The organism is Pseudomonas sp. NUPR-001 (genome assembly GCF_052147955.1).
GTDB lineage: Bacteria > Pseudomonadota > Gammaproteobacteria > Pseudomonadales > Pseudomonadaceae > Aquipseudomonas.
Genome location: NZ_CP197353.1, coordinates 5182395 through 5202264 on the forward strand (window position 1 = coordinate 5182395; position 19870 = coordinate 5202264).

At 60.5% G+C, this 19870-nt stretch carries 17 protein-coding genes; 9 read left to right on the plus strand and 8 right to left on the minus strand.

Annotation, left to right across the window (positions count from 1 at the left end; all coding sequences use genetic code 11):
* Nucleotides 1-106: 106 nt before the first annotated feature.
* The 4 genes from ACP6KB_RS23890 to ACP6KB_RS23905 all read left to right on the plus strand — a co-directional run bounded on the left by ACP6KB_RS23890 (nt 107) and on the right by ACP6KB_RS23905 (nt 6711).
* Entirely contained in the window at nt 107-3193 is a 3087-nt protein-coding gene (locus ACP6KB_RS23890) for a TonB-dependent receptor domain-containing protein (protein ID WP_442109809.1), read from the plus strand.
* 183 nt (nt 3194-3376) lie between these two features.
* Nucleotides 3377-4339, plus strand: a complete 963-nt coding sequence (locus ACP6KB_RS23895) for an IS30-like element ISPsme1 family transposase (protein WP_442107591.1) — start codon at nt 3377-3379, stop codon at nt 4337-4339.
* Between the two features lie 16 nt (nt 4340-4355).
* The gene (locus ACP6KB_RS23900; protein WP_442109811.1) at nt 4356-5117 is read left to right on the plus strand and encodes a Slam-dependent surface lipoprotein; all 762 of its coding nucleotides are present in this window, start codon (nt 4356-4358) and stop codon (nt 5115-5117) included.
* A gap of 94 nt (nt 5118-5211) precedes the next feature.
* Nucleotides 5212-6711, plus strand: coding sequence for a surface lipoprotein assembly modifier (locus ACP6KB_RS23905; protein ID WP_442109813.1), 1500 nt, complete (start codon nt 5212-5214; stop codon nt 6709-6711).
* 48 nt (nt 6712-6759) lie between these two features.
* On the opposite strand, the gene ACP6KB_RS23910 is transcribed toward ACP6KB_RS23905, so the two are convergent.
* Nucleotides 6760-7713: a FecR family protein gene (locus ACP6KB_RS23910; protein WP_442109815.1), complete on the minus strand. Its 954-nt coding sequence runs from the start codon at nt 7711-7713 to the stop codon at nt 6760-6762.
* 1 nt (nt 7714) lies between these two features.
* A complete protein-coding gene (locus ACP6KB_RS23915; protein WP_442109817.1) occupies nt 7715-8332 on the minus strand; it encodes a LysE family translocator in 618 nt (205 codons plus the stop codon).
* Between the two features lie 169 nt (nt 8333-8501).
* Between ACP6KB_RS23915 and ACP6KB_RS23920 the strand changes: the two genes are divergently transcribed.
* A complete protein-coding gene (locus tag ACP6KB_RS23920) occupies nt 8502-9380 on the plus strand; it encodes a LysR substrate-binding domain-containing protein (protein ID WP_442109819.1) in 879 nt (292 codons plus the stop codon).
* Here ACP6KB_RS23920 and ACP6KB_RS23925 read toward each other — a convergent pair.
* Nucleotides 9368-9985, minus strand: a complete 618-nt coding sequence (locus ACP6KB_RS23925; RefSeq protein WP_442109821.1) for a D-Ala-D-Ala carboxypeptidase family metallohydrolase — start codon at nt 9983-9985, stop codon at nt 9368-9370. The genes ACP6KB_RS23920 and ACP6KB_RS23925 overlap by 13 nt on opposite strands.
* Nucleotides 9986-10071: 86 nt before the next feature.
* On the opposite strand from ACP6KB_RS23925, the gene ACP6KB_RS23930 reads away from it, so the two are divergent.
* Nucleotides 10072-11211 carry a hypothetical protein gene (locus ACP6KB_RS23930; RefSeq protein WP_442109823.1) on the plus strand — a complete coding sequence of 380 codons (1140 nt, stop codon included), beginning with the start codon at nt 10072-10074 and terminating at the stop codon, nt 11209-11211.
* Between the two features lie 88 nt (nt 11212-11299).
* On the opposite strand, the gene can is transcribed toward ACP6KB_RS23930, so the two are convergent.
* From can to ACP6KB_RS23945, 3 genes are read right to left on the minus strand one after another with little or no spacing between them, the layout of a single operon-like run.
* The gene (gene can, locus ACP6KB_RS23935) at nt 11300-11935 is read right to left on the minus strand and encodes a carbonate dehydratase (RefSeq protein ID WP_442109825.1); all 636 of its coding nucleotides are present in this window, start codon (nt 11933-11935) and stop codon (nt 11300-11302) included.
* A gap of 12 nt (nt 11936-11947) precedes the next feature.
* Entirely contained in the window at nt 11948-12400 is a 453-nt protein-coding gene (rimI, locus tag ACP6KB_RS23940) for a ribosomal protein S18-alanine N-acetyltransferase (protein WP_133215307.1), read from the minus strand.
* Entirely contained in the window at nt 12393-13184 is a 792-nt protein-coding gene (locus ACP6KB_RS23945; protein ID WP_442109827.1) for an energy transducer TonB, read from the minus strand. The genes rimI and ACP6KB_RS23945 overlap by 8 nt, the downstream gene beginning before the upstream one ends.
* Nucleotides 13185-13363: 179 nt before the next feature.
* Here ACP6KB_RS23945 and mksB point away from each other — a divergent pair, with 179 nt between their 5' ends.
* The 3 genes from mksB to mksF are packed head-to-tail and all read left to right on the plus strand — an operon-like array spanning nt 13364 to nt 18163.
* Complete coding sequence (gene mksB / locus ACP6KB_RS23950; protein WP_442109829.1) at nt 13364-14641, plus strand: Mks condensin complex protein MksB; 1278 nt, start codon at nt 13364-13366, stop codon at nt 14639-14641.
* The gene (gene mksE, locus ACP6KB_RS23955) at nt 14631-15332 is read left to right on the plus strand and encodes an Mks condensin complex protein MksE (RefSeq protein ID WP_442109831.1); all 702 of its coding nucleotides are present in this window, start codon (nt 14631-14633) and stop codon (nt 15330-15332) included. The genes mksB and mksE overlap by 11 nt, the downstream gene beginning before the upstream one ends.
* A complete protein-coding gene (gene mksF / locus ACP6KB_RS23960; RefSeq protein WP_442109833.1) occupies nt 15329-18163 on the plus strand; it encodes an Mks condensin complex protein MksF in 2835 nt (944 codons plus the stop codon). Before mksE ends, mksF begins: the two co-directional genes overlap by 4 nt.
* 63 nt (nt 18164-18226) lie before the next feature.
* On the opposite strand, the gene ACP6KB_RS23965 is transcribed toward mksF, so the two are convergent.
* Nucleotides 18227-18682: a CreA family protein gene (locus ACP6KB_RS23965; RefSeq protein ID WP_442109835.1), complete on the minus strand. Its 456-nt coding sequence runs from the start codon at nt 18680-18682 to the stop codon at nt 18227-18229.
* A gap of 10 nt (nt 18683-18692) precedes the next feature.
* Nucleotides 18693-19811: a glutamate 5-kinase gene (gene proB / locus ACP6KB_RS23970; RefSeq protein WP_442109837.1), complete on the minus strand. Its 1119-nt coding sequence runs from the start codon at nt 19809-19811 to the stop codon at nt 18693-18695.
* Nucleotides 19812-19870 lie beyond the last annotated feature (59 nt).

Sequence of the window (19870 nt, forward strand, 5' to 3'; positions counted from 1 at the left end):
ACTACACGTAAATAAATCTTATTTGCTTTTAGTGAGGCCGGTTTTGCAAACGCAAGGGAATAACAACAAGCGCAAGCTTTCAAAGCGCACCCGCCTGAGCCTGGGCGTGCAGTTAGCCGTTTTAGCAGTGATCGCTGATGCCGCCACACTTGGCGCCGTTCACGCCAACCCGAACATGAGTGCAACGCACGCATCGTCCCAGGGCGCACTCCACGCATTCAACATCCCCTCGCTGGCGCTGGATGAAGCGCTGGTGCTGCTGGCCCGTCAAGCCGGTGCCGAACTGTACATCGGCAGCAGCAACTTCGCCGGCGCGTATGGCAATCCGGTTCAGGGTCGCCTTTCTCTGGAAGCGGCGCTACAGCAATTGCTGGCGAACAAAGCCGTCACTTTCAACGTCACCGGCCAACCCGATCGCCCGGTCATTCAGGTGCAGTCCGGTGCAGGTGCCTCAGGCCTTGAAGAAGGCGACCTGCACCCCACCTACGTACACGGCGCCGAATACCAGGAGTCGCGCGACGTAAAGGGCTACAACGACATCTACGATCAGGACATCTCCTCGGTGTACGCCGGCAAGGAGCAGATCGAACGCTACAAAGGCGCCGCCCCCGCCGACCTATTCAAGGGCATGCTCAACGTCTACAGCGGCGACGCCCGTAACAGCGGCGCGCTGGACCCGAACATCCGCGGCATTCAGGGCCCGGGCCGGGTACCCTTGACCATCGACGGCACCGAGCAGGCACTGACCGTGTACCGGGGCTACAACGGCGCCAACAACCGCAACTATATCGACCCCAACCTGATCGGCAGCATCAAGGTGATCAAGGGGCCTAACATGGAGCGTAACGTCTACAGCGGCGTCGGCGGCGCGGTGGTGGCCAGCACCATCAACGTCGATGACGTGCTCAAGGAAGGCCTTGAGTACGGTGGTGAATTCAAGATCGAGGGCAGTAACAACTCGGTTTCGCCAAAGCTGCCGACGTTGATGACCGGGCAAATGCCAGGCCCAGACTATCAGCACGTTCCGATCTACTCCTACTTCGACCCTTCGCTGTACAAACAACCGCGCACCAGTAGCAGCAACGATCTACTGTCCAGTGACGACTATGCCTATCGCCTGGCCCTGGCCACCCGCCAGGAAAAGTTCGAGCTGTTGACCGCCTACGCCTACCGGGAAAAAGGCAACCACTACGCGGGCAAGAACAAAAGCGACTTCTATTCAACCGGCAAGAAGGTGAACGGCCATTGGGACCACATTCCCAACCTGGCGAACATCTACAAACCGGGCAATGAAGTACCCAACACCTCCAGCAAGATGGAGTCGTGGCTGGGCAAAGCCAAACTCAAGATCGATGAAGACCAGTCGCTGGAATTCGGCTACCGCGACACCGATGCGCTGTACGGTGAAATCCTGCCGTCGCGGATCTCCTTCTTCTCGCCCGGCACCCTGTTCGACGCCGCGACCCATGGCGTGCCGCAGTGGCCGCTGAGCCATGTGGAAAGCAAAGCCTACAACCTGGAATACAAACTCAAGCCTGAGGGTAACCCGTGGGTGGATTTCTACTCCAACCTCTGGGCAACCAACACCCGCAGCGATACCTACAGCAGCGGCGGCGTGCCAAACCACACCACCATGACCGACCCGGTGTTCAGAAACACCGCGATAGCCAACGCCAAGCACGACCGTGTCGGCCTGACCGTCAGCAACAAGTTAAAACTGCTCGACAGCCTCGACTTGACCCTGGGTGGCAGCTACCAGCATGAAAAGCTGGGCTCCAGCGACGACTACTACGACACGGCCATCAACACCACTTTGCGTATGTATCCACGCAAAGGACGCAGGGAAGAACAGGAATACAACTTCAACTTCGATTGGCACCCGGTGAGCTTTGCCCGATTCAATGCCGGGATGCGTTATTCCTCGTACTGGGCCTTTGATGATTACTTGAAGGAGCGCCAGGAGAAGGACGGAAAAACAACCGCTACCGTGGCAACCGGAACGCAGGTTGCTTACACCACAAGAAAGGAACTTACGAGCGCTGAGCGGCAAGCAAAAATTGACAAGACGATTGAAGACAACCAATTCTTCTGGGACATGTTCGGCCTCACCGAAGCACAGCGGCAAGAGGCAATCAATTTAATCAAATCAGAAACCTCTTTCATTGAAGAAACCCAGCATCTAGCCGCCTGGGAAAACAATGGCAAAGGTAAGTACTCTCGCAACAACAACCCTTGCGCAAATTTTCAGGACCCGCGTGAAAAGCTTATTTCATGCAGCAACCATGGATACAACTACGGTGATGTAGATGCAAACGGCAACCCCATTTTCTACGAGAAAGATGTAAGCGCTAAACACCAGAAAGATCACGGTTGGACGCCTTCGCTCGCTGCCACCTTCTACACCTCCGAAAATGGCCGATTGTACCTTCGCTACAGCGAAGCACTGCGTTACCCGAGCATGTTTGAAAGCACCGTCGGGTTCTCTTCTTCCACCAACCCGTGGGGGTTGAAACCGGAGCATGCGCGCAACTATGAGGTCGCCTACGTCCACAACTTGTCCGGCCTCGGCGGCAGTGAAATTGCCGACATCAAGCTGACGTACTACCACAACACCACCAAGGATGTAATCGAGCGCGACCCGATGATGCGTTTCGAAAACCTCGAAAAGCAGACCACCGCTGGCCTGGAGTTTCAGGGCCGATATGACAATGGACGCGTATTCACTGACATGAGCATCGGCCATGTCCTGAAGAATAAAGTCTGTGATGAACATTCTGCGATCATGCTTGACCCGAGCGGCTCTACACCCAATTGCGTGGATGACGGCTTTGTCGGTGGTTATCTTGTGAGTATGGCCATGCCTGAATGGTCAGCCAACTTGGGGGTTGGGGCACGATTCTTCGAGCGAAAACTTGAAGTTGGCGGGCGGGCCATTTATTACAAACAACACGAAAGCAAGTTCTATAACAACTATGGCAGCAGCGCCATGGTCAGTTACTACCTGAACACGCCGATGTCGTGGGACGACATCATTACTTATGACGCCTACATAAATTACAAGTTGAGCGACGACGCTTCCATAGAGTTGACCGGCACCAACTTGACCAACCTTTATTACATCGACCCACTGACGCGCTCGGCCATGCCCGCACCAGGTCGAACGTTGAAAATCGGCTTTACCACTACTTTCTAAATTTCGGGGAGGGGTACTACATGGGAGGCTGAAAAGCTGCTTGGCAAATGCTTGACGTGTTGAATTAACTTTAATTAATCAATGGATCCTGAATTCATAGAATAAGTGCAACGTTTGAAACGATAGGCAGAGAGTCAGCCACCGGTAGAATCCAGGCTCTCACACCGAAGGATTCAAGCGCAGATGACTACGCATTACCGGCAGCTGACTCAGGGCCAACGTTACCAGATTGAGGCCGGTCTGAGCGCCGGAAAAAGCCAGGCAAGCATCGCGAAACAGGTTGGCGTACATCCCTCGACGATCAGTCGTGAGGTTCGCCGCAACAGCTCCCAGAAGACCTACAAAGCGGTTGCTGCGACCCATGAAAGTGATGCCCGTCGAGCGCAGGCGCGCAAGCACTGCAAGCCATTAACGTGGTTCAGCCATTATCTGCCGCTCTGGCTAAAACACGGTATGAGCCCGGAGCAGATTGCTCAGCGCCTGAAGCAAGAGCAGCCGGAGCGCGCGGTCAGTCACGAGTGGATTTATCGGTTTATCGCCACCGACAAACACGCAGGTGGCGAGTTATACAAGTATTTGCGGCACCGCAGGAAGCTGTACCGAAAACGCTACGGAAGCCACGACCGGCGCGGACAGTTGCGTAATCGCGTATCGATAACCGAGCGCCCTGCTGAGGTCGAAGCCCGCGAGCGTCTAGGTGATTGGGAGGGTGACACGGTGCATGGCGTAGGCGGCAATCTGGTCACGCTGGTTGATCGTAAAAGCGGCTACCTGAGCGCCTATCCGGTCAAGCGCAGGACGCGCCGGCAGGTAACGCGGGCGATCAATCTGTTGCTCAAGGGGCATGCTGTTCACACGCTGACGCTGGATAACGGGAAGGAGTTTGCCGGGCATGAACGCATTGCGCATCGGAGCCAGTGCCAAGTCTTTTTTGCAGAACCCTATTCATCCTGGCAGCGAGGCACTAATGAAAATACCAACGGCCTGCTCCGGCAGTATTTTCCCAAGGGCGGCGACTTCAGCAAGCTGACCGTCGAGGCGGTCAGTCGCGTGGTAACGAAGATCAATTTACGCCCGCGAAAACGCCTGGGCTGGAAGACGCCGTACGAAGTTTATGCAGGGGCGAGCGTTGCACTTATGTGTTGAATTCAGGGATGAACAAATGAAATCTTTCAACTACACCGTACTGGCAGTTGCACTCTTTGGTCTGGCTGGCGTTGCTCAGGCTGCGACTTCTTCCGGGCAAAGTTACGATACTGCAATTGTCGTTGGCGGCACCCAAGACGCAGGCATACCCAATCACCCAAGTGCCAACGGTGTTCCGGCGGTTGGCGTCAAAGCCTTCCACAACGGTGCAAAAGTTGCCTTCAGCGGCCTGAAAGGCATGGTCCCCACCGACACTCATGGTGTCACCACCATCACCGCAGCCATGATGCCTCCCTCCCACTCGGCATTGGGCAACTTCGACTTCAAACAGGTTGCCAGCCAGCAGGTGTACTACGGTGAGTGGTCGCAGAGCGGCGCCAACAACGATCCAACTCGCACCGTTTATTACTCTGGTGACACCACCGGCCGCGTACTGCCAACCGCCAGCGTGACCTACGCCGTGCAGGGCATCAACAACTACTCCGGCGGTAACCTGATGTCCGGTGAGCTGACTGCATCGTTCGGCACTGCCGCGCCAACACTGACCGGCTCGTTGAGCAACAGCACCCTGAAAGTTGCGCTCAACGCCAACATCAACACGGCTAACGCCAGCTTCAGTGGTAACGCCTCGGCCCTCAACCCAACCAGCAATGCCATTCTGTCAAGCGGCACCACCCAAGGCAGCTTCTTCGGCGCAGGCGCCACCGCCTCGGTGGCCGGTATCGCCAAGTTTGCCAACCGCAACTACGACACCGCTTTCGGTGGCGTTCGCAAGTAAGTAGCGGGTTGATCCTGAAGTAGCACCATCGAGCAAGTGCCTGCAGGTCGGGCACTTGCTTTTGGTGCATTGAAGCGACTCTGAGAGCCTGGTAATGCCCCAGTTCTATTGCAAGCGATCACTCACGCACCACCTTCTGCCCTTTTCCCTGCTGATGTTCACGACCCAGGCCGCACTCGCCGCCGATCAGGACACCAGCCTGCGCCTGAACCAATCCATCGAGTACCGCGCCAACCAGCAAGAGCGCGAGTTTCTCAAAGACGAACTGCCCAACGACACCGCCGCGCCACTGCTGACCATCGACGGCCAAAGCTACAGCGTTGGCAACAACCTCGATGAACTGGGCCGCGCGGTGTACTTGTCCATCGAGCGCCAGCAATGGCTGCACGCCAAGGACTACCTCCAGCGCTACACCGCCTTGCCCGGCCACGACCCGATGCTCACCGCCTACGCCAACGGTGCCCTGGCCCGCGCTTCAGGTGATCTCGACCAGGCCGAGGACTACTATCGCCAACTGCTGGCGATGCAAGCGGACTTTCTCCCCGGTCGCCTGGAACTGGCGCGGGTGCTGTTCGAGAACCGCAAAGATCGCGAATCGACCACCGCATTCAAACAGATCAGCAGCAGCCTCAGCCCCTCGGATGCGCAGGCCATGGGCCTGGGCAAAACCGTGGACAGTTTTCTCCAGGCCCTGGACCACCGCGAAGACTGGCAAGGCTCGCTGGCCGTCGGCCCAATCTGGGCCGACAACCTCAACCAGTCCTCTGAAAGCACCGTGGTGTACCGCATGGAGACTGATCAGGGCCCCTACCTGATCACCCGCTCGCTGCCCAAGGCGGTGTCGGCCCACGGCGTGGATTACGAAGGCACGCTGAACAAACGCGTGGCCATCAGCGGCCATCACGGTGTGTTCATGCGTTCGCTGTGGTACGGCCAGGCCTACGACAAAGAGAGCAAGTACAACGAAGGCACGCTGATCAACAACGTCGGCTACAGCTACCACGACGCGCGTAACCAGTACTCGCTGGGGCCCTCATACGAGTTCAACACCATTGGTGACAATGCCATGTACAGCGCCTGGGGGCTGCGCGGCGAGTGGATGCACACGCTGTCGGCCACGCGCATGTTCAAGCTTGAAGGCGACTACAAAGACATGGCCTACAAGCACGACATCAACAGCAACCTCGATGGCGATACCAGCTCGGTGTACGCCACCTTGTGGCAGGCCCTGCCCCGGCAATGGACGCTGTTCGGCGGCATCGATTTCAGCGACCGCAACGCCCAGGACCGCACCGCCGCCTACTTTCAGAAGGGCCTGCGCCTGGGCGTCGCCAAGGACTTCGAGGTGGGCTTGAGTGCGGTGCTGTTCGCCTCGTACCGCACGCGCCAGTACGACGCCTACAGCGCCATCCTCGATGACCGGCGCAATGAAGACGAGCAAAGCTACACCTTCATTCTGCGCGCGCCGCGGCTGGCCGTGTATGACCTGGTGCCGAGCCTGACGGTCAAGTACAACAAGGTCGAGAGCAATATCGACTGGTTGTATTCCTACGATAGGAACAGCGTCAGTTTGAAGCTGGAGAAACAGTTTTGAAGATCGCGGGGCAAGTGGGAGCGGGCTTGCCCCGCGAAAAGCCACCCGTCAAGGCTGCTCAACAGAAACACGGGTCACCCAAGGCGTATATTGCTCGATCCTGATCGGCAAACTACGCGCCAGCAAGCGTAACGCCCGCTGACTGTCATCGGCAGGCAGTACAGCCGTTACCCGCATCAGCTGCAGCGCCTTGGCATCGAACACCAGGTAACCCGGGTGATTGCGCGCCAGCCGCTCAAGCACCACGTCCAGGGATTGGTCACGCACCCGCAACTGATGCAGCTCCCACGCCTCATCGATCGCCGCCGCATCGATGCGCTGCAGTGCTCCTGGCCCAGCGCTGTCAAAGCGCAGTTCCTGCCCGGCCTGAACGGCCACACGTTTATCGGCACTGTCGACCTCGGCAGCCGACTCGATCATCGCCACCCGACTGAAGTCAGGTAGTTGCTCGACCACAAAGCGGGCAGACAGTGCACGCACACTGCCGTGCTCGGTCAACACTTGAAAAGGCCGTGCTTCATCCTTGACCACATCCACCCGAATTTCCCCGCGCACCAGGCGGACCGTACGGCGCCGACCATCGAACTGCAGATCAACCGCCGAACTGCCATCAAGGCTGATACGGCTGCCATCGGGCAGTTGCTGCATGCTCCACTGAGCGGTATTGGTGCGAATATCGGCCAACAGGTACGACGGCGGAAACTGCTGCAAGGCGACCCCCACCGCCAGCAACAACAGGGCAGCCAACGCCAACGCCTTGAGCGGCTGACGACGCGTTCGTCGCCGGGCAATGCTCTCCAGCGCCAGCCGTGCGGACTCACGCGGCAAGTCACCCAGCGCCGCCAGGCTGCCTTGCAACCGCTCGATAGCCTGCAAATGCTCAGGATCGGCATCGAGCCAGTCGCGAAAGGCATTACGCTCGGCCGCATCGACGTTGCCGTCCAGACGCACCAGCCATTCGGCAGCTTCTTGCAGCACGCGAGCAGAAGGAGACTTGTTCATATCAACGCACGTTGGCCACTACCACCGCCAGCCCTAGCCCCATTAAAGCGACACCAATTAGCCGATCGACCAGCAACTGCCTGTCCAGCATGATCCGGCGTAAAGATGACGAAGAAAAGAACAGCGCGACCAGGCTGAACCACAGCCAATGGGCCGCCGACATGAACAGACCGTAGCCAAGACTGGTCGCCAACGCACTCCCCGGCTGTACTACCTGAGTGTAGGCACTGACCACAAAGAGCATGGTCTTGGGATTGAGTGCGTTGGTCAGAAAGCCCGAGCGAAACGCTGCCAGTTCACCGAGCTGACTGCGCGGCGTATCGCCTTCCAGAGAAATCCGCGTGGTGTTTGTGAACGACTTGTACCCCAGGTAAATCAGGTAGCCCGCCCCCAGCACCTTCATCGCCAGAAACAATGTCGGGGTCTGGCTGATAATCACGGCAATACCGAGCACGGTGTACAACACATGCACCTGCACACCCAAGGCGATCCCCAACGCAGCGGACAACCCGGCACGACGGCCAAAGGCATAGCTGCTGCGGGTGACCATGGCAAAGTCGGCACCCGGGCTGATCACCGCCAGCACGGTGAACAGCGCAATGGCAAATAGCTCGTTCACAAAAAGCTCCTCGATCTGCTAAAAAAACACACAGAACATTGATTCAACAACACCCCGTAGGAACGGGCTTGCCCCGCGACCCCTCAGCACATACCCCTATTATCAAAACCTTCGCCCAGCAAAAAAAACGATTTATAGTGCGACAAATCCGCTAGTTTTCCTCACACATATGAAGCTCCCAGCCCTCTCTGCCTTTCGCTATTTCGACGTCGCCGCCCAGACCCAAAGCTTCGTGCGCGCCGCCGAGCTGCTCAACGTCACCCACGGCGCAGTGAGCCGCCAGGTGCGGCTGCTGGAAGAGTCGTTGGGCGTGGAATTGTTCGAGCGGCGCAACCGGGCGATCTTCCTCACCCCGGCGGGCCGCGCCCTGCACGGCACCACCCTGTCGGTGTTCGAGCAGTTGCAAGGCGCGGTCTATCGCCTGCAACAACAGGCCCGCGAGAACGTGCTGGTGCTGTCGTGCGAGCCAACCATCGCAATGAAATGGCTGATCCCTCGCCTACCGGCCTTCCATGCCGCACATCCCGACATCCACCTGCACCTGGTCGCCGCCGGTGGCCCCATCGACTTTTCCCGCAGCGGCGTCGACCTGGCCTTGCGCCGCGATGACTTTCGCTGGGACGCTGACCTGCATGCGGTAAAGATCTGTGACGAATGGGTCGGGCCGGTGAGCAGCCCGCAACTGAGCTACCCCGACCAAGGTCTGGACGGCCTGCGCCTGCTGCACAGCGCATCGCGCCCCGGCGCCTGGAACACCTGGTTGCGCCACAGTGGCGAGTCAGACAAGGGCAGCAGTCGCGCCGATTACGAACATTTTTACCTGTGCATCCAGGCGGCCGTCGCCGGGCTGGGCGTGGCCATGGCGTCGTTTCTGATGGTGCAGGACGAAATCGACAGCGGTCAGTTGCAGGCGCCGCGCAGTTTCCTACAGGATCAATCGGCGTATTACCTGCTGTGCCCGCAGGCGATGGCTGGCGATGACAACTGCCTGCGCTTTACCCGGTGGGTCAGCGAACAAGCCAGCGCCTGCCTGGCTCATTTGCTGTGAGTCAAACCGTTCCCCGGCAAGGCACAAAACGAAGAACCAGCAGTGAAATCCCCGCCCCAGGTGCGAAAACCTGCCGTATCGATATGAATGCGCCCTGACGGGTATCGCCCCAGGCCCATGTTCCAGGCCTTACCCTGGGTTTGCCAGAACGTGCACAGCGGGTTGGGATCGGCCCAGGACGGCAGCAGCAGATCAACTGCAAATGACTGGGTATGGGCACTGCCCAGCGCGCCACCGGCGCAGCGATTCAGCCGTGGGTCGCGGTACGCCGATACCACTTCGTAGCGCGGCAATATGCCTTTCTCGGTCAGCGTCTTGAGCAATTGCAGGGTCGAGCGTACGGCTGGCCACTGCGCAGCGGGCGCCACGGCAAAGGGTTGTGCCGAGCACAAGCGCCAGTCACTGGCCGAGCGCAGCAACTGCGAAATCGGCACCACCCCGTACAGGCGCGCGTCCACCAGCATCTCCCGGAACCCGCGTGTTTCATGGTCGCCAGCCCAGTGGGCGAACATGTACAGATCTCGTTCATCGCCCTGCGCCTGGACACTGCTGAACAGCGCCAACAGAACACCCGCGTGAATACCCGCCTTGCGCCACACGGCCATCAGCATTCTCTCCTTCCCTGTACGCGGAAAACGTCTTATGTATGGCAACCCTCCCGTCGCGAGGAGGTCATGACAAGGAGTTAAGCATGTACACCACCGCACGACTGGCACTCGGACTGAGCGCTCTGCTCGGCAGCGCTACCGCCTTGGCCGATAGCCAAATCAATCTGGGTGACGAGGCACGCGTGGCGCGGCTGTTCGCCTACCCCAACAACTGCAACGTGATCTGCTTCCGTGACTGGACGCTGGAAAAAACTGTTGAGCATTACCTGAGCCAAAGCGTGCAACGTGATGGCTACCCCGCCGCTAACGTTCGCGTCAGCCGCGACAATCATCACCTGTACGCAGAGATCCAAGGCGTGCCCAGTGATTACAGCAAGCCACTGGCAGCCTTGCTCGACACAGGTGAACTGGCCTATCAGGGTGCCCGTCAACTGAACAGCGAAGGTAAGTGGGCCTATAACTGGAGCCTGTTCCTGCCGCTGGGCATGGCCCTGGAAAACCGCCGCAGCATTGAACTGCTGCACTTTCCGCCGGACTACTCATTGACCCAGGCCCAGGACTACCTGCGCTCCAACACCACCGACCGCTGGGCCACGCTGCTGACCCACAACGGCATCCCCAGCGAGCAGACGCCGGCTTACCAGACCATCATCGACATCGCCCCAATCGCCGCCCCCGCCAGCGCCGGTAAAGCGCTTGAAGGGGTGTATGGCTACTTCACGGACTACCAGGTGCGCATGGTCCGGGAACTCACCCATACGGGCAGTGGCGCCTCGCTGCCGATGGTCGCGTTTGGTGCGCCGGTGCGTAGCTGGATCGAGCAACAATATGGGCCTGAACTGGGTGTGCTGGGGCTGGTCAGCATCCAGCCGCAAACCGGACAACGCGTGGCCGTATTGGGCGCCAACCACCCCAGTGCGATCTGGTATGCCGCAGACAAGAAAAACCACGATGGTGATCAAGACCAGGCCGACAAAGCGGGCTTGAAAATGATGGGCCAGGATTTGAGTGCAGCCTGCTGGCAGGCGGGCATGGGGCGAAATCCGCTGGCGGATGCCCAGGCCACCTTGGGGGCCTGCACACAGAAATGGCAGGTGACGGCGAAGAAGCAGACCTGCGAGCTGTTCTTTCGCAGCATTCGCGACATGACACCGGTACAGGCTGGTGCCAAGTGCAACACCGGTGCAGTGACGCGCATGCTGCGCGACCTGAAGAACACCTGACTCTTCTGTAGGAGCGGGCTTGCCCCGCGATAGCAGTGTGTCAGTTACATTGCATCGCGGGGCAAGCCCGCTCCCACAGACAGAGTGATCAGTCTTGTGGGCGCAGCCGGTACTGCGGCGGCAACTGCTCAGGGCCACTGATGGTGGTGTTCAGGCTCTTCCAGCGACCATCCTTGATGCCATAGATGCAGCCATGGATCGACAAGCTCTGCCCACGGTGCCAGGCGTTCTGCACAATGCTGGTATGGCCGACGTTGGCCACCTGCTGAATGACGTTGAGCTCACACAGGCGGTCCACCTTGGCTTCGCCTTCCAGCGCCGCCAGCTCGTTGCGTTTCTCGTAGTACAGGTCGCGAATCGAGCGCAGCCAGCCGTCGATCAAACCCAGCTGTCGATCTTGCATGGCCGCACGCACGCCGCCACAGCCGTAGTGGCCGGTGACCAGGATATGTTTGACCTTGAGCACATCCACCGCGTACTGAATCACCGACAGGCAGTTCAGGTCGGTGTGCAGCACCACGTTGGCGACATTGCGGTGCACGAACAGATCACCCGGCAGCATGCCGACGATCTCGTTGGCCGGCACCCGCGCATCGGAACAACCAATCCAGAGGAATTCAGGCGTTTGCTGCCGAGCGAGCTTGGCGAAGAAATCCGGATCTTTCTGTTTGATCGCATCGGCCCAACGCGCGTTGTTATCAATCAGCTCTTGTAGATCGTGCATGCTCGCCTCTTCTCACTCAATCAGGGTACAGGCCATCACCAGGGCATCTTCGCGCCCTCCAGCGACCGGGTAGTAGTCGCGGCGGCGGCCGATTTCGTTGAAGCCGTAGCGCTCATACAAGCGGTAGGCCGACTGGTTGCTGGCACGCACTTCAAGGAAGCACTCACGACCGTTCAGCTCGTAGGCGCGCTTCATCAGCTCTTCCAGCAGACGCAAACCCAGGCCACGACCCTGGCTTTCCGGCTTGACGGTAATGTTGAGCAGGTGCGCTTCGTCGATGATCACGTTGATCACGCCGTGCCCCACCTGTTGCTCGCCTTCGAACATCAACCAGATTTCATAGGACTTTAGCCCGTCGAGAAAAATCCCCCGGGTCCAGGGGTGGCTGAAGGCGGCGTATTCGATTTTCAGTACGGCATCCAGATCCGCCTCGGTCATCCGGCGGAAGCTGATTGTGTCACTCATCACTTGGTTTCCAGCGCGCCATCAGCCGGCGCATGGCTTGCCAGACGTCCGCTTTGCGTTGCGGCTCGTCCATCAACAACTCAAGCCCCGGCAAGGCCCAGGCAGTGCCCAGGCCTTGAACCGGCAGCTCGCGGTAATAGGCCTCGGCGTCTGCCTCACCGGCGTAACGCACGGCAGGCAATCCGATCAGCCAAATGCAAACACTCGGCGTTTCTTCCAGCCGGGCCTGAATAAAGCCCTGGACAAAATCGGTGGCCGCTTGTGGCCCCTGGTCAAGATTGCCACGCACCAGCAACGGCCAACGCACCGGCTCGCCAATGATCTGCGGGCTGTCGGGCAAGCCGGCGGCACGTAGCATGTCTTTGAGCAACAGGTAGGAGGGATCGCGGCTCTGGAACGGCTCGCCAGTCGCCAGCTCTACCAACAGCAGGCAGCTGCCAGCTCGCAACAATTGCAGGGCAAAGCGCGGTGGCGGCAGTGGCTTGGGCTTGAAGACCTCTGCAACTGGTTCAGCCGACTCCACTGGCTTGCTGGCAGCCTTGGGCGAATTGCCAGGGCGCGGAATCTCGATCTTCGGTCGCTCGCCACTGCGCGCCTGCGGCGCATTGACCAACACCGGCGCAGGCGCCGCCGACGGCGCGTCGAACTCGGGCAGCGCCTCAGGCACCAGTGGCTGCAACAGCTCTGGGCGCGAAGGGGCGGCGAACGGCAGCTCGGTACGCGGCAGCCAGTGCACCACTTGCATGGCGTTGAGGTAAGCGCGGCGGCGGGACTCGATTAACAAGAAGGATCGGCCATCTGTGGATAAGTCAGGGCCAGTATTCTAACGTTGTTCGCCGCCGGGCGCCGCTGTTGATCGGCAGAAAACCGCCCAACAGCAGCTTCGAGCGATCAGGGGGTGAATCGACAGGCGCCTGATGCAGTACAATCGGCGCTTTTATTTGGCAACGAGTCGAACCGCCAATGATCGAACCCAAGCGCGTCCTGCGCGCCCTAGCCGAACACTGGGCCTTGCTCGAGCCCCTGTGCGAGCGCTTCGACGGGGGCACCCTGAGCCTCGGCGAACTGCGCCAGCAACTGGCCAACCAGCAGTTGGAGAGCACGCCCCAGGACATCACCAGCCTGCTCGATGTGTGGATCCGCCTGGATATTCTCGTGCCGGTGGCGAAAAGCCCCAACCGCTTCGAGCTCAATGCGCAGATCCACGACTTCCTCGCCTACCTGCGCCGCGAACACCGCCTGGGCCTGTGCCTGGAGATCGAGGCCTACCTGCGTCACCTGGAGCGTCTGGCCGGGCACATTCAGGACGCCTTCGAGATTCGTGACGGCAACGACCTGGCGCGTCAGCTGCGCCTGCTCGACATGCGCGTTCGCGACGTTCTGAAAAAACTCGACAACGACGAACAGGCCCTGGTTGCCGTGGCCGAACGGGCCAAGACCAGCGATCGCCAGATCCCGCTGCGCCAGCGGTATGCCGAGGTGCTCGCGACCTGGGATGAATACGTCGAACCAATGATCCAGCTGGTGAACGCCGACGGCGCCTTCGAACAGGGCGTGCGCAAGGTCGAAACCGTGCTGCTGCGCCTGCTCGGTGAACAGGCGCGCCTGGGCCACCTGGTCGATGACGACATGCTGCTGCGCACCCACGCGCGCATCCTGGAAATGCAGACCAGCGCCCAGCTGACCTTGCGCCATGCCCGCGAACTGCTGCTGCCGCTGCGCGAAGAAGCCCGCCGCCACAACGCCGTGACCCGTGGCGCCGCCCTGGCCCTGTCGGTGATCCGCCGCAAAGGCCTGGACGCCGTGCCGCAGGCTGCCATGCCGATGTTCACCCGGCCGCAGAGCACTTTCCTCGGCAGCGCCAGCCAGGTCGAGGCCTATGTCTACGCCCTGGCCCGCTTCGAACCGAAACCTGCGCGCTTCCCCAAAGCGCACAAGAGCCACAAAGGCGAGGCGCCGCGCGCACCGCGTACGGTCAAGGAAATGCTCGAACGCTGCGAAGACGCCCTGCCACTGCCCGACCTGATGGTCTGGCTGCTGGAGCAAGAGCCTGAAGGCGCCACCGATGAACTGCTGTACTGGTTCTCGCGCCTGTCGCGGGAAAAACGCTTTACCCGCGAGCGCCTTGAACGCCGCGAATACACCACCCGCGAACACCTGGTCAGCCTGCGCTCCTTCGCCCTGACATCGAGCCGCGAACCATCGCCTGAGCCTACTGCGAGCCCTGCCCATGCATCTTGATCTTTCCGAACTGTCCCAGCTCGCACCGATCTTCCGCGAGCTGTTCAAGGGCTTTCACATCAGCCGCCGCGACCCGGAGCTGTACGCCCAACTGTCGAATTTCCAGGACCAGTACCGTGGCCTGTTCAAGGCCCTGGGTTTTGAACTGGTCTGCGACACCCGTGGTTTCTATTACTTCGTTCCCGACCAGGCCGCCGCGCAGGTCAACAAGACCGCCCAGCGCCTGTCGTTGTTCACCTTCATTCTGGTTGAGCACCTGGCCGACCAGGGCCGCGACCCGATGTCGGTGCTCGATGGCGGCAGCCTTGGCCGCGATGAGCTGCCGTCGATGCTGGAGAAGTACCGCGACCTGTTCATCCAGGCCGAAGTGCAAACCCCGGACGAGCTGGAAGAAAAGATCATGCGCCGCATGACCCAGCTCGGCTTTGCCCACGAAGAAAACGGTATCTACCGCTTCCTGCCACCGATGCACCGCTTCCTCGACGTGTGCCTGTCGGTCCAGCAAGACCGCGACCTGGCCGCCAGCCTGCACAGCAACTTGCCGTTGCCAACGCCGGTGCTGGTCGAAGAAGAAAGCCCGGAAGAGCTGAACCGTACCGACGACCCGCTCGACCTCAGCCCGTTTGAAGAAAGCGAAGAAGACGCCTTGGCCCGCGCCATCGCCGAAGAGCAACAGGAGATTGACGCATGAGCCAGGAACGCTACGGCATTCGCCGCTTCGCACTGCTCAACACCGCCGGCTACAGCCTTGGCCTGTTCCCCCTGGAACACCCGCTGTCGGTCTACGGTGCCAACAACCTGGGCAAGAGTGCCTCGATCAACGCCCTGCAGTTCCCGATCCTGGCGCGCATGTCCGACATGAGTTTCGGCAAATACAGCCTGGAGCAGTCGCGGCGTTTCTACTTCGCCAGCGACACCAGCTACATCCTCTGCGAAGTCAACCTGCCCCACGGCCCCCATGTGATCGGCGTGGTCGGTCGCGGCCCGGGTGGCGGCTTCGGTCACCAGTTCTTCGCCTATGCCGGTGAACTGGACCTGGCGCATTACCAGAAGAACGACACCTGCCTGCGCCAGAAAGAGCTGTTCAGCAACCTTGAGCGCAACGGCCTGAAAGCCTACGAGCTCAAGCCCGACGAACTGCGCCGTCTGCTGGTCGGCGGCCACACGACGGTGCCGCTGGACCTCACTCTGATCCCGCTGCGCTCCACCAGCGAGCAAAGCCTGAAGACCTTCCGCGCGCTATTCATCAACCTGCTGCACATGCGCGAAATTACCGCCGCCAAGCTCAAGCAGCTGTTCCTCGATGCCTTCGAGCACAGCCTGCGTTCGGGCAGCGTCGACTACATCGCTGCCTGTGAAGAGGCGTTCCGCGATGTCCGTCGCATGGAGCAGGACTACAACTCGCTGGTAGCTGCCGGCCCGCTGGTCGAGGCCCTGGCCAACGGCGTGGTCCAGCGCGACATCCTGCGCGGCAAGCTGCATCGTCTGTCACCGCTGCTCGACTCGCTGCTCGGCACCTGGCAAGACTACGCCAGCGCCCGCAAAGAAGAGCTGGTGATCCAGGCCGAGCACTATAAGAACGAGCAGGACAGCCTGCAGAACGACCAGCGCGGCGGCACCCAGGAGCTGATGCGTCTGGAGCGTGAAATCACCGGCGTACAGCGCTGGCTCGGCGAGCTGTCAGTACTCAAGCACCGCTTTGCCCTGGTCGATGACGTCAAAGTGCTAGAACAGCAACTGCTGGCCGCCAAAGACGCCCACGACGAGCTGGCCGGTGCGCTGGCGCAATCGCGTCAGTTCAGTGCCGAAGACCTCGAAGAGCGTCTGCGCGACCTGGAAAAACGCCTGAAGTCGGTGAAACAGCAACTCGACCACGCCGACAACAACAGCTACGCACGCCTGCGCGAAGAGTTCTCCCAGCAAGATGTCGAGCGCCTGATGCGCCTGTTCAACGGCGCCCTGTTCAGCTTGCCGCTGGGCGAGCGCGGCATCGAGCTGGACGACAGCGACGTCTGGGTCAAATCCCTGGAGGCGGTGCTCGACGGTTTCAAAGGCGAGCGTTTCGAAGCCCCGGGCCTGTCGATTGACCTGTCGCACATCGAGCCGCCAGCGCTGCAGGCCCTGGCCGACCGTGCCGCCCTGCGCGACCAGAAGGAACGTCTGGAGAAAGAGCTCAAGCAGCTGAAAACCCAGCAGGCTGTGGCCGCCGACCGCGCCGCCAGCAAGACCCAGACCGAAGCCTTGTATCAGCAAGTGCTGGATGCCCAGAAGGCGCTGGAAGACTTCCGCCGCAGCCAGACCCTGGCCGCCGAAGAAGGCGACAAGCTTGAACAACTGGCGCAGATGGAAGCCGCCCAGGACGAACTCAAGCGCTCCAGCGATGCCTTTACCGAGCGCGTCCAGCAACTGTCGGCCAAGCTGCAACTGGTCGGCCGCCAGATTGCCGACATGGAAGCCAAGCAACGCACCCTCGACGACGCCTTGCGCCGCCGTCAGTTGTTGCCTGCCGACCTGCCGTTCGGTACGCCGTTCATGGAACCGGTCGACGACACCATGGACAACCTGCTGCCGCTGCTCAACGACTACCAGGACAGCTGGCAAGGCCTGCTGCGGGTCGATGGCCAGATCGAAGCGCTGTACGCTCAGGTACGCCTCAAGGGCGTGGCCAAGTTCGACAGCGAAGACGATATGGAACGTCGCCTGCAGTTGCTGATCAACGCCTACTCGCACCGCACCGAAGAAGCCCTGACCCTGGGCAAGGCGCGCCGTGCAGCCGTTACCGACATCGCCCGGACCCTGCGCAACATCCGCAGCGACTACGACAGCCTCGAGCACCAGCTGGCCCTGTTCAACCGCGAAATCAACAAGCGTCAGGTCTCCAACCTGGAGAGCTTCCGCATTGTGCTGGCGCCGAACAAAGAAGCCCTCAAGCACATCGACCAGATCATCCACAGTGCTGGTCAGTACGAAGAAGGTGAAACCCTGTCGGTGTTCGACCTCAACGCCAGCGCCGAACAGGACAACAAGAACGAAGAGGCCAAGGAGTACCTGGCACGGCTGGTGGCGGCCAACCACAACCAGTTGGGTCTGAAAGACTTGTTCGAATTGGCCTTCGAGATCACCAAGGTTGGTGGTCAGCCGGTGATCCACACCGACATCGACGGTGCGGCCTCCAACGGCACCACCATGACCATCAAGGCGCTGACCAACATGTACTTGTTGCTGCACCTGATGGACCGCGACCTGGCGGGCCGTGTACGCCTGCCGTACTACCTCGACGAAGCCGCCGACATCGACGAACGCAACCAGGCAGCACTGCTGGAAACCAGCTTGCAGCTGGGCTTCGTGCCGATTCTGGCCAGTGTTAAACCGCAGGTCTCGGCGCACGTTGCCATCGACCTGGAAGGGGGTAGCGGGCCGAACGGGATCTACATCGACGAGGCCGACTGGAAGTACATCAGCCGTCGCGATGTGGAGAAGGCGGTGGTGCGTAAAGAAGAAGAGGAAGAAGCTTCGGTGTGAAGCTGATCGCGGGGCAAGCCCGCTCCCACCAGACCAGTGGGAGCGGGCTTGCCCCGCGATGTATCACTTGGCCCAGGGCAAAATCGGAATCGCCGTCACCGCATTCTGCGGGCTGCCTTCGATCAGCCGATCCGAGTACACCAGGTAAACCAGGGTGTTGCGCTTCTTATCGAGGAAGCGCACTACCTGCATGGTCTTGAACACCAGCGAAGTGCGCTCTTTGAACACTTCCTCGCCATCCTTGAGCTGCCCCTTGAAGTTGATCGGCCCCACCTGGCGGCAGGCGATCGAGGCTTCAGCGCGGTCTTCCGCCAGGCCCAGGCCACCCTTGACGCCACCGGTCTTGGCCCGCGACAGGTAGCAGGTCACGCCTTCCACCTTAGGGTCGTCGAAGGCTTCAACGACGATACGGTCGTTCGGCCCGACAAACTTGAACACGGTCGACACCTGGCCGATTTCCTCGGCCGCTGCCAGTACCGGCACTGCCAGCAGCGCGGCTGCCACTATCCCTTTGAGCACGGTTGTTTCCTCAGACCAGAATCAGGTTGTCGCGATGTACCAACTCGGGCTCGGCGATGTAGCCCAGCAGGCCTTCGATCGCTTCAGACGACTGCCCGATGATTTTCTGTGCTTCCAGGGCACTGTAGTTGGCCAGACCGCGGGCAACTTCAAGGCCATCAGGCCCGACACAGACGACCATTTCGCCACGGCGGAAGCTGCCCTGCACGGTCTTGACGCCAACCGGCAACAGGCTCTTGTGGTCGGTACGCAGCGCTTTCACCGCGCCATCATCGAGCACCAGGGTGCCGCGGGTCTGCAGGTGACCAGCCAGCCATTGCTTGCGAGCCGCGAGCATACCGCGCTCAGGCGACAGCAAAGTGCCCAGGCGCTCACCAGCCTTGAGGCGATCCAGCACGCGCTCCAGGCGCCCGCCAACGATGATGGTGTGGGCACCGGAGCGTGCTGCCAGACGCGCAGCCCGCAGCTTGGTCTGCATGCCGCCACGACCCAGTGCGCCGCCGGTGCCACCGGCCACCGCATCCAGGCTTGGATCGTCAGCACGGGCTTCGTAGATCAGTTGTGCATCAGGGTTGTTACGCGGATCGGCATCGAACATGCCGTCGCGGTCGGTGAGAATCACCAACAGGTCGGCTTCGACCAGGTTGGCCACCAGCGCTGCCAGCGTGTCGTTGTCGCCGAAACGGATTTCGTCGGTGACCACCGTGTCGTTTTCGTTGATCACCGGCACCACACCCAGGTCAACCAGGGTGCGCAGGGTGCTGCGGGCGTTGAGGTAACGCTTGCGGTCGGAGAGGTCGTCGTGGGTCAGAAGAATCTGCGCGGTGTGCCGGTCATGCTCGGCAAAGCTCGACTCCCAGGCCTGCACCAGCACCATCTGACCGATCGAGGCGGCAGCCTGCAACTCGTTCATCGCTGCCGGTCGCTTGGCCCAACCCAAGCGGCTCATCCCGGCGGCAACCGCCCCGGACGATACCAGTACCAGTTCAACACCTGCCTCATGCAACGCCACCATCTGCTCGACCCAGACACCCATGGCCGCGCGATCCAGGCCCTTGCCATCTGCTGTCAGCAGGGCACTGCCGATTTTCACGACCCAGCGCTGCGCACCCGTCACCTTGCTCCGCATCTTCTTCCAACCTATATAGATCTTTAGATACTAAAACGCCGCTCCAGAGAGCGGCGTTT

Bases quoted from the DNA above. Each gene is read 5' to 3' on its own strand.
- ACP6KB_RS23930 (WP_442109823.1), top strand. From the start codon at position 10,072: ATGTACACCACCGCACGACTGGCACTCGGACTGAGCGCTCTGCTCGGC.
- mksB (WP_442109829.1), top strand. From the start codon at position 13,364: ATGATCGAACCCAAGCGCGTCCTGCGCGCCCTAGCCGAACACTGGGCC.
- ACP6KB_RS23910 (WP_442109815.1), bottom strand. From the start codon at position 7,713: ATGAACAAGTCTCCTTCTGCTCGCGTGCTGCAAGAAGCTGCCGAATGG.
- rimI (WP_133215307.1), bottom strand. From the start codon at position 12,400: ATGAGTGACACAATCAGCTTCCGCCGGATGACCGAGGCGGATCTGGAT.
- ACP6KB_RS23925 (WP_442109821.1), bottom strand. From the start codon at position 9,985: ATGGCCGTGTGGCGCAAGGCGGGTATTCACGCGGGTGTTCTGTTGGCG.
- ACP6KB_RS23905 (WP_442109813.1), top strand. From the start codon at position 5,212: ATGCCCCAGTTCTATTGCAAGCGATCACTCACGCACCACCTTCTGCCC.
- ACP6KB_RS23920 (WP_442109819.1), top strand. From the start codon at position 8,502: ATGAAGCTCCCAGCCCTCTCTGCCTTTCGCTATTTCGACGTCGCCGCC.
- can (WP_442109825.1), bottom strand. From the start codon at position 11,935: ATGCACGATCTACAAGAGCTGATTGATAACAACGCGCGTTGGGCCGAT.
- mksE (WP_442109831.1), top strand. From the start codon at position 14,631: ATGCATCTTGATCTTTCCGAACTGTCCCAGCTCGCACCGATCTTCCGC.
- proB (WP_442109837.1), bottom strand. From the start codon at position 19,811: ATGCGGAGCAAGGTGACGGGTGCGCAGCGCTGGGTCGTGAAAATCGGC.
- ACP6KB_RS23895 (WP_442107591.1), top strand. From the start codon at position 3,377: ATGACTACGCATTACCGGCAGCTGACTCAGGGCCAACGTTACCAGATT.
- mksF (WP_442109833.1), top strand. From the start codon at position 15,329: ATGAGCCAGGAACGCTACGGCATTCGCCGCTTCGCACTGCTCAACACC.
- ACP6KB_RS23900 (WP_442109811.1), top strand. From the start codon at position 4,356: ATGAAATCTTTCAACTACACCGTACTGGCAGTTGCACTCTTTGGTCTG.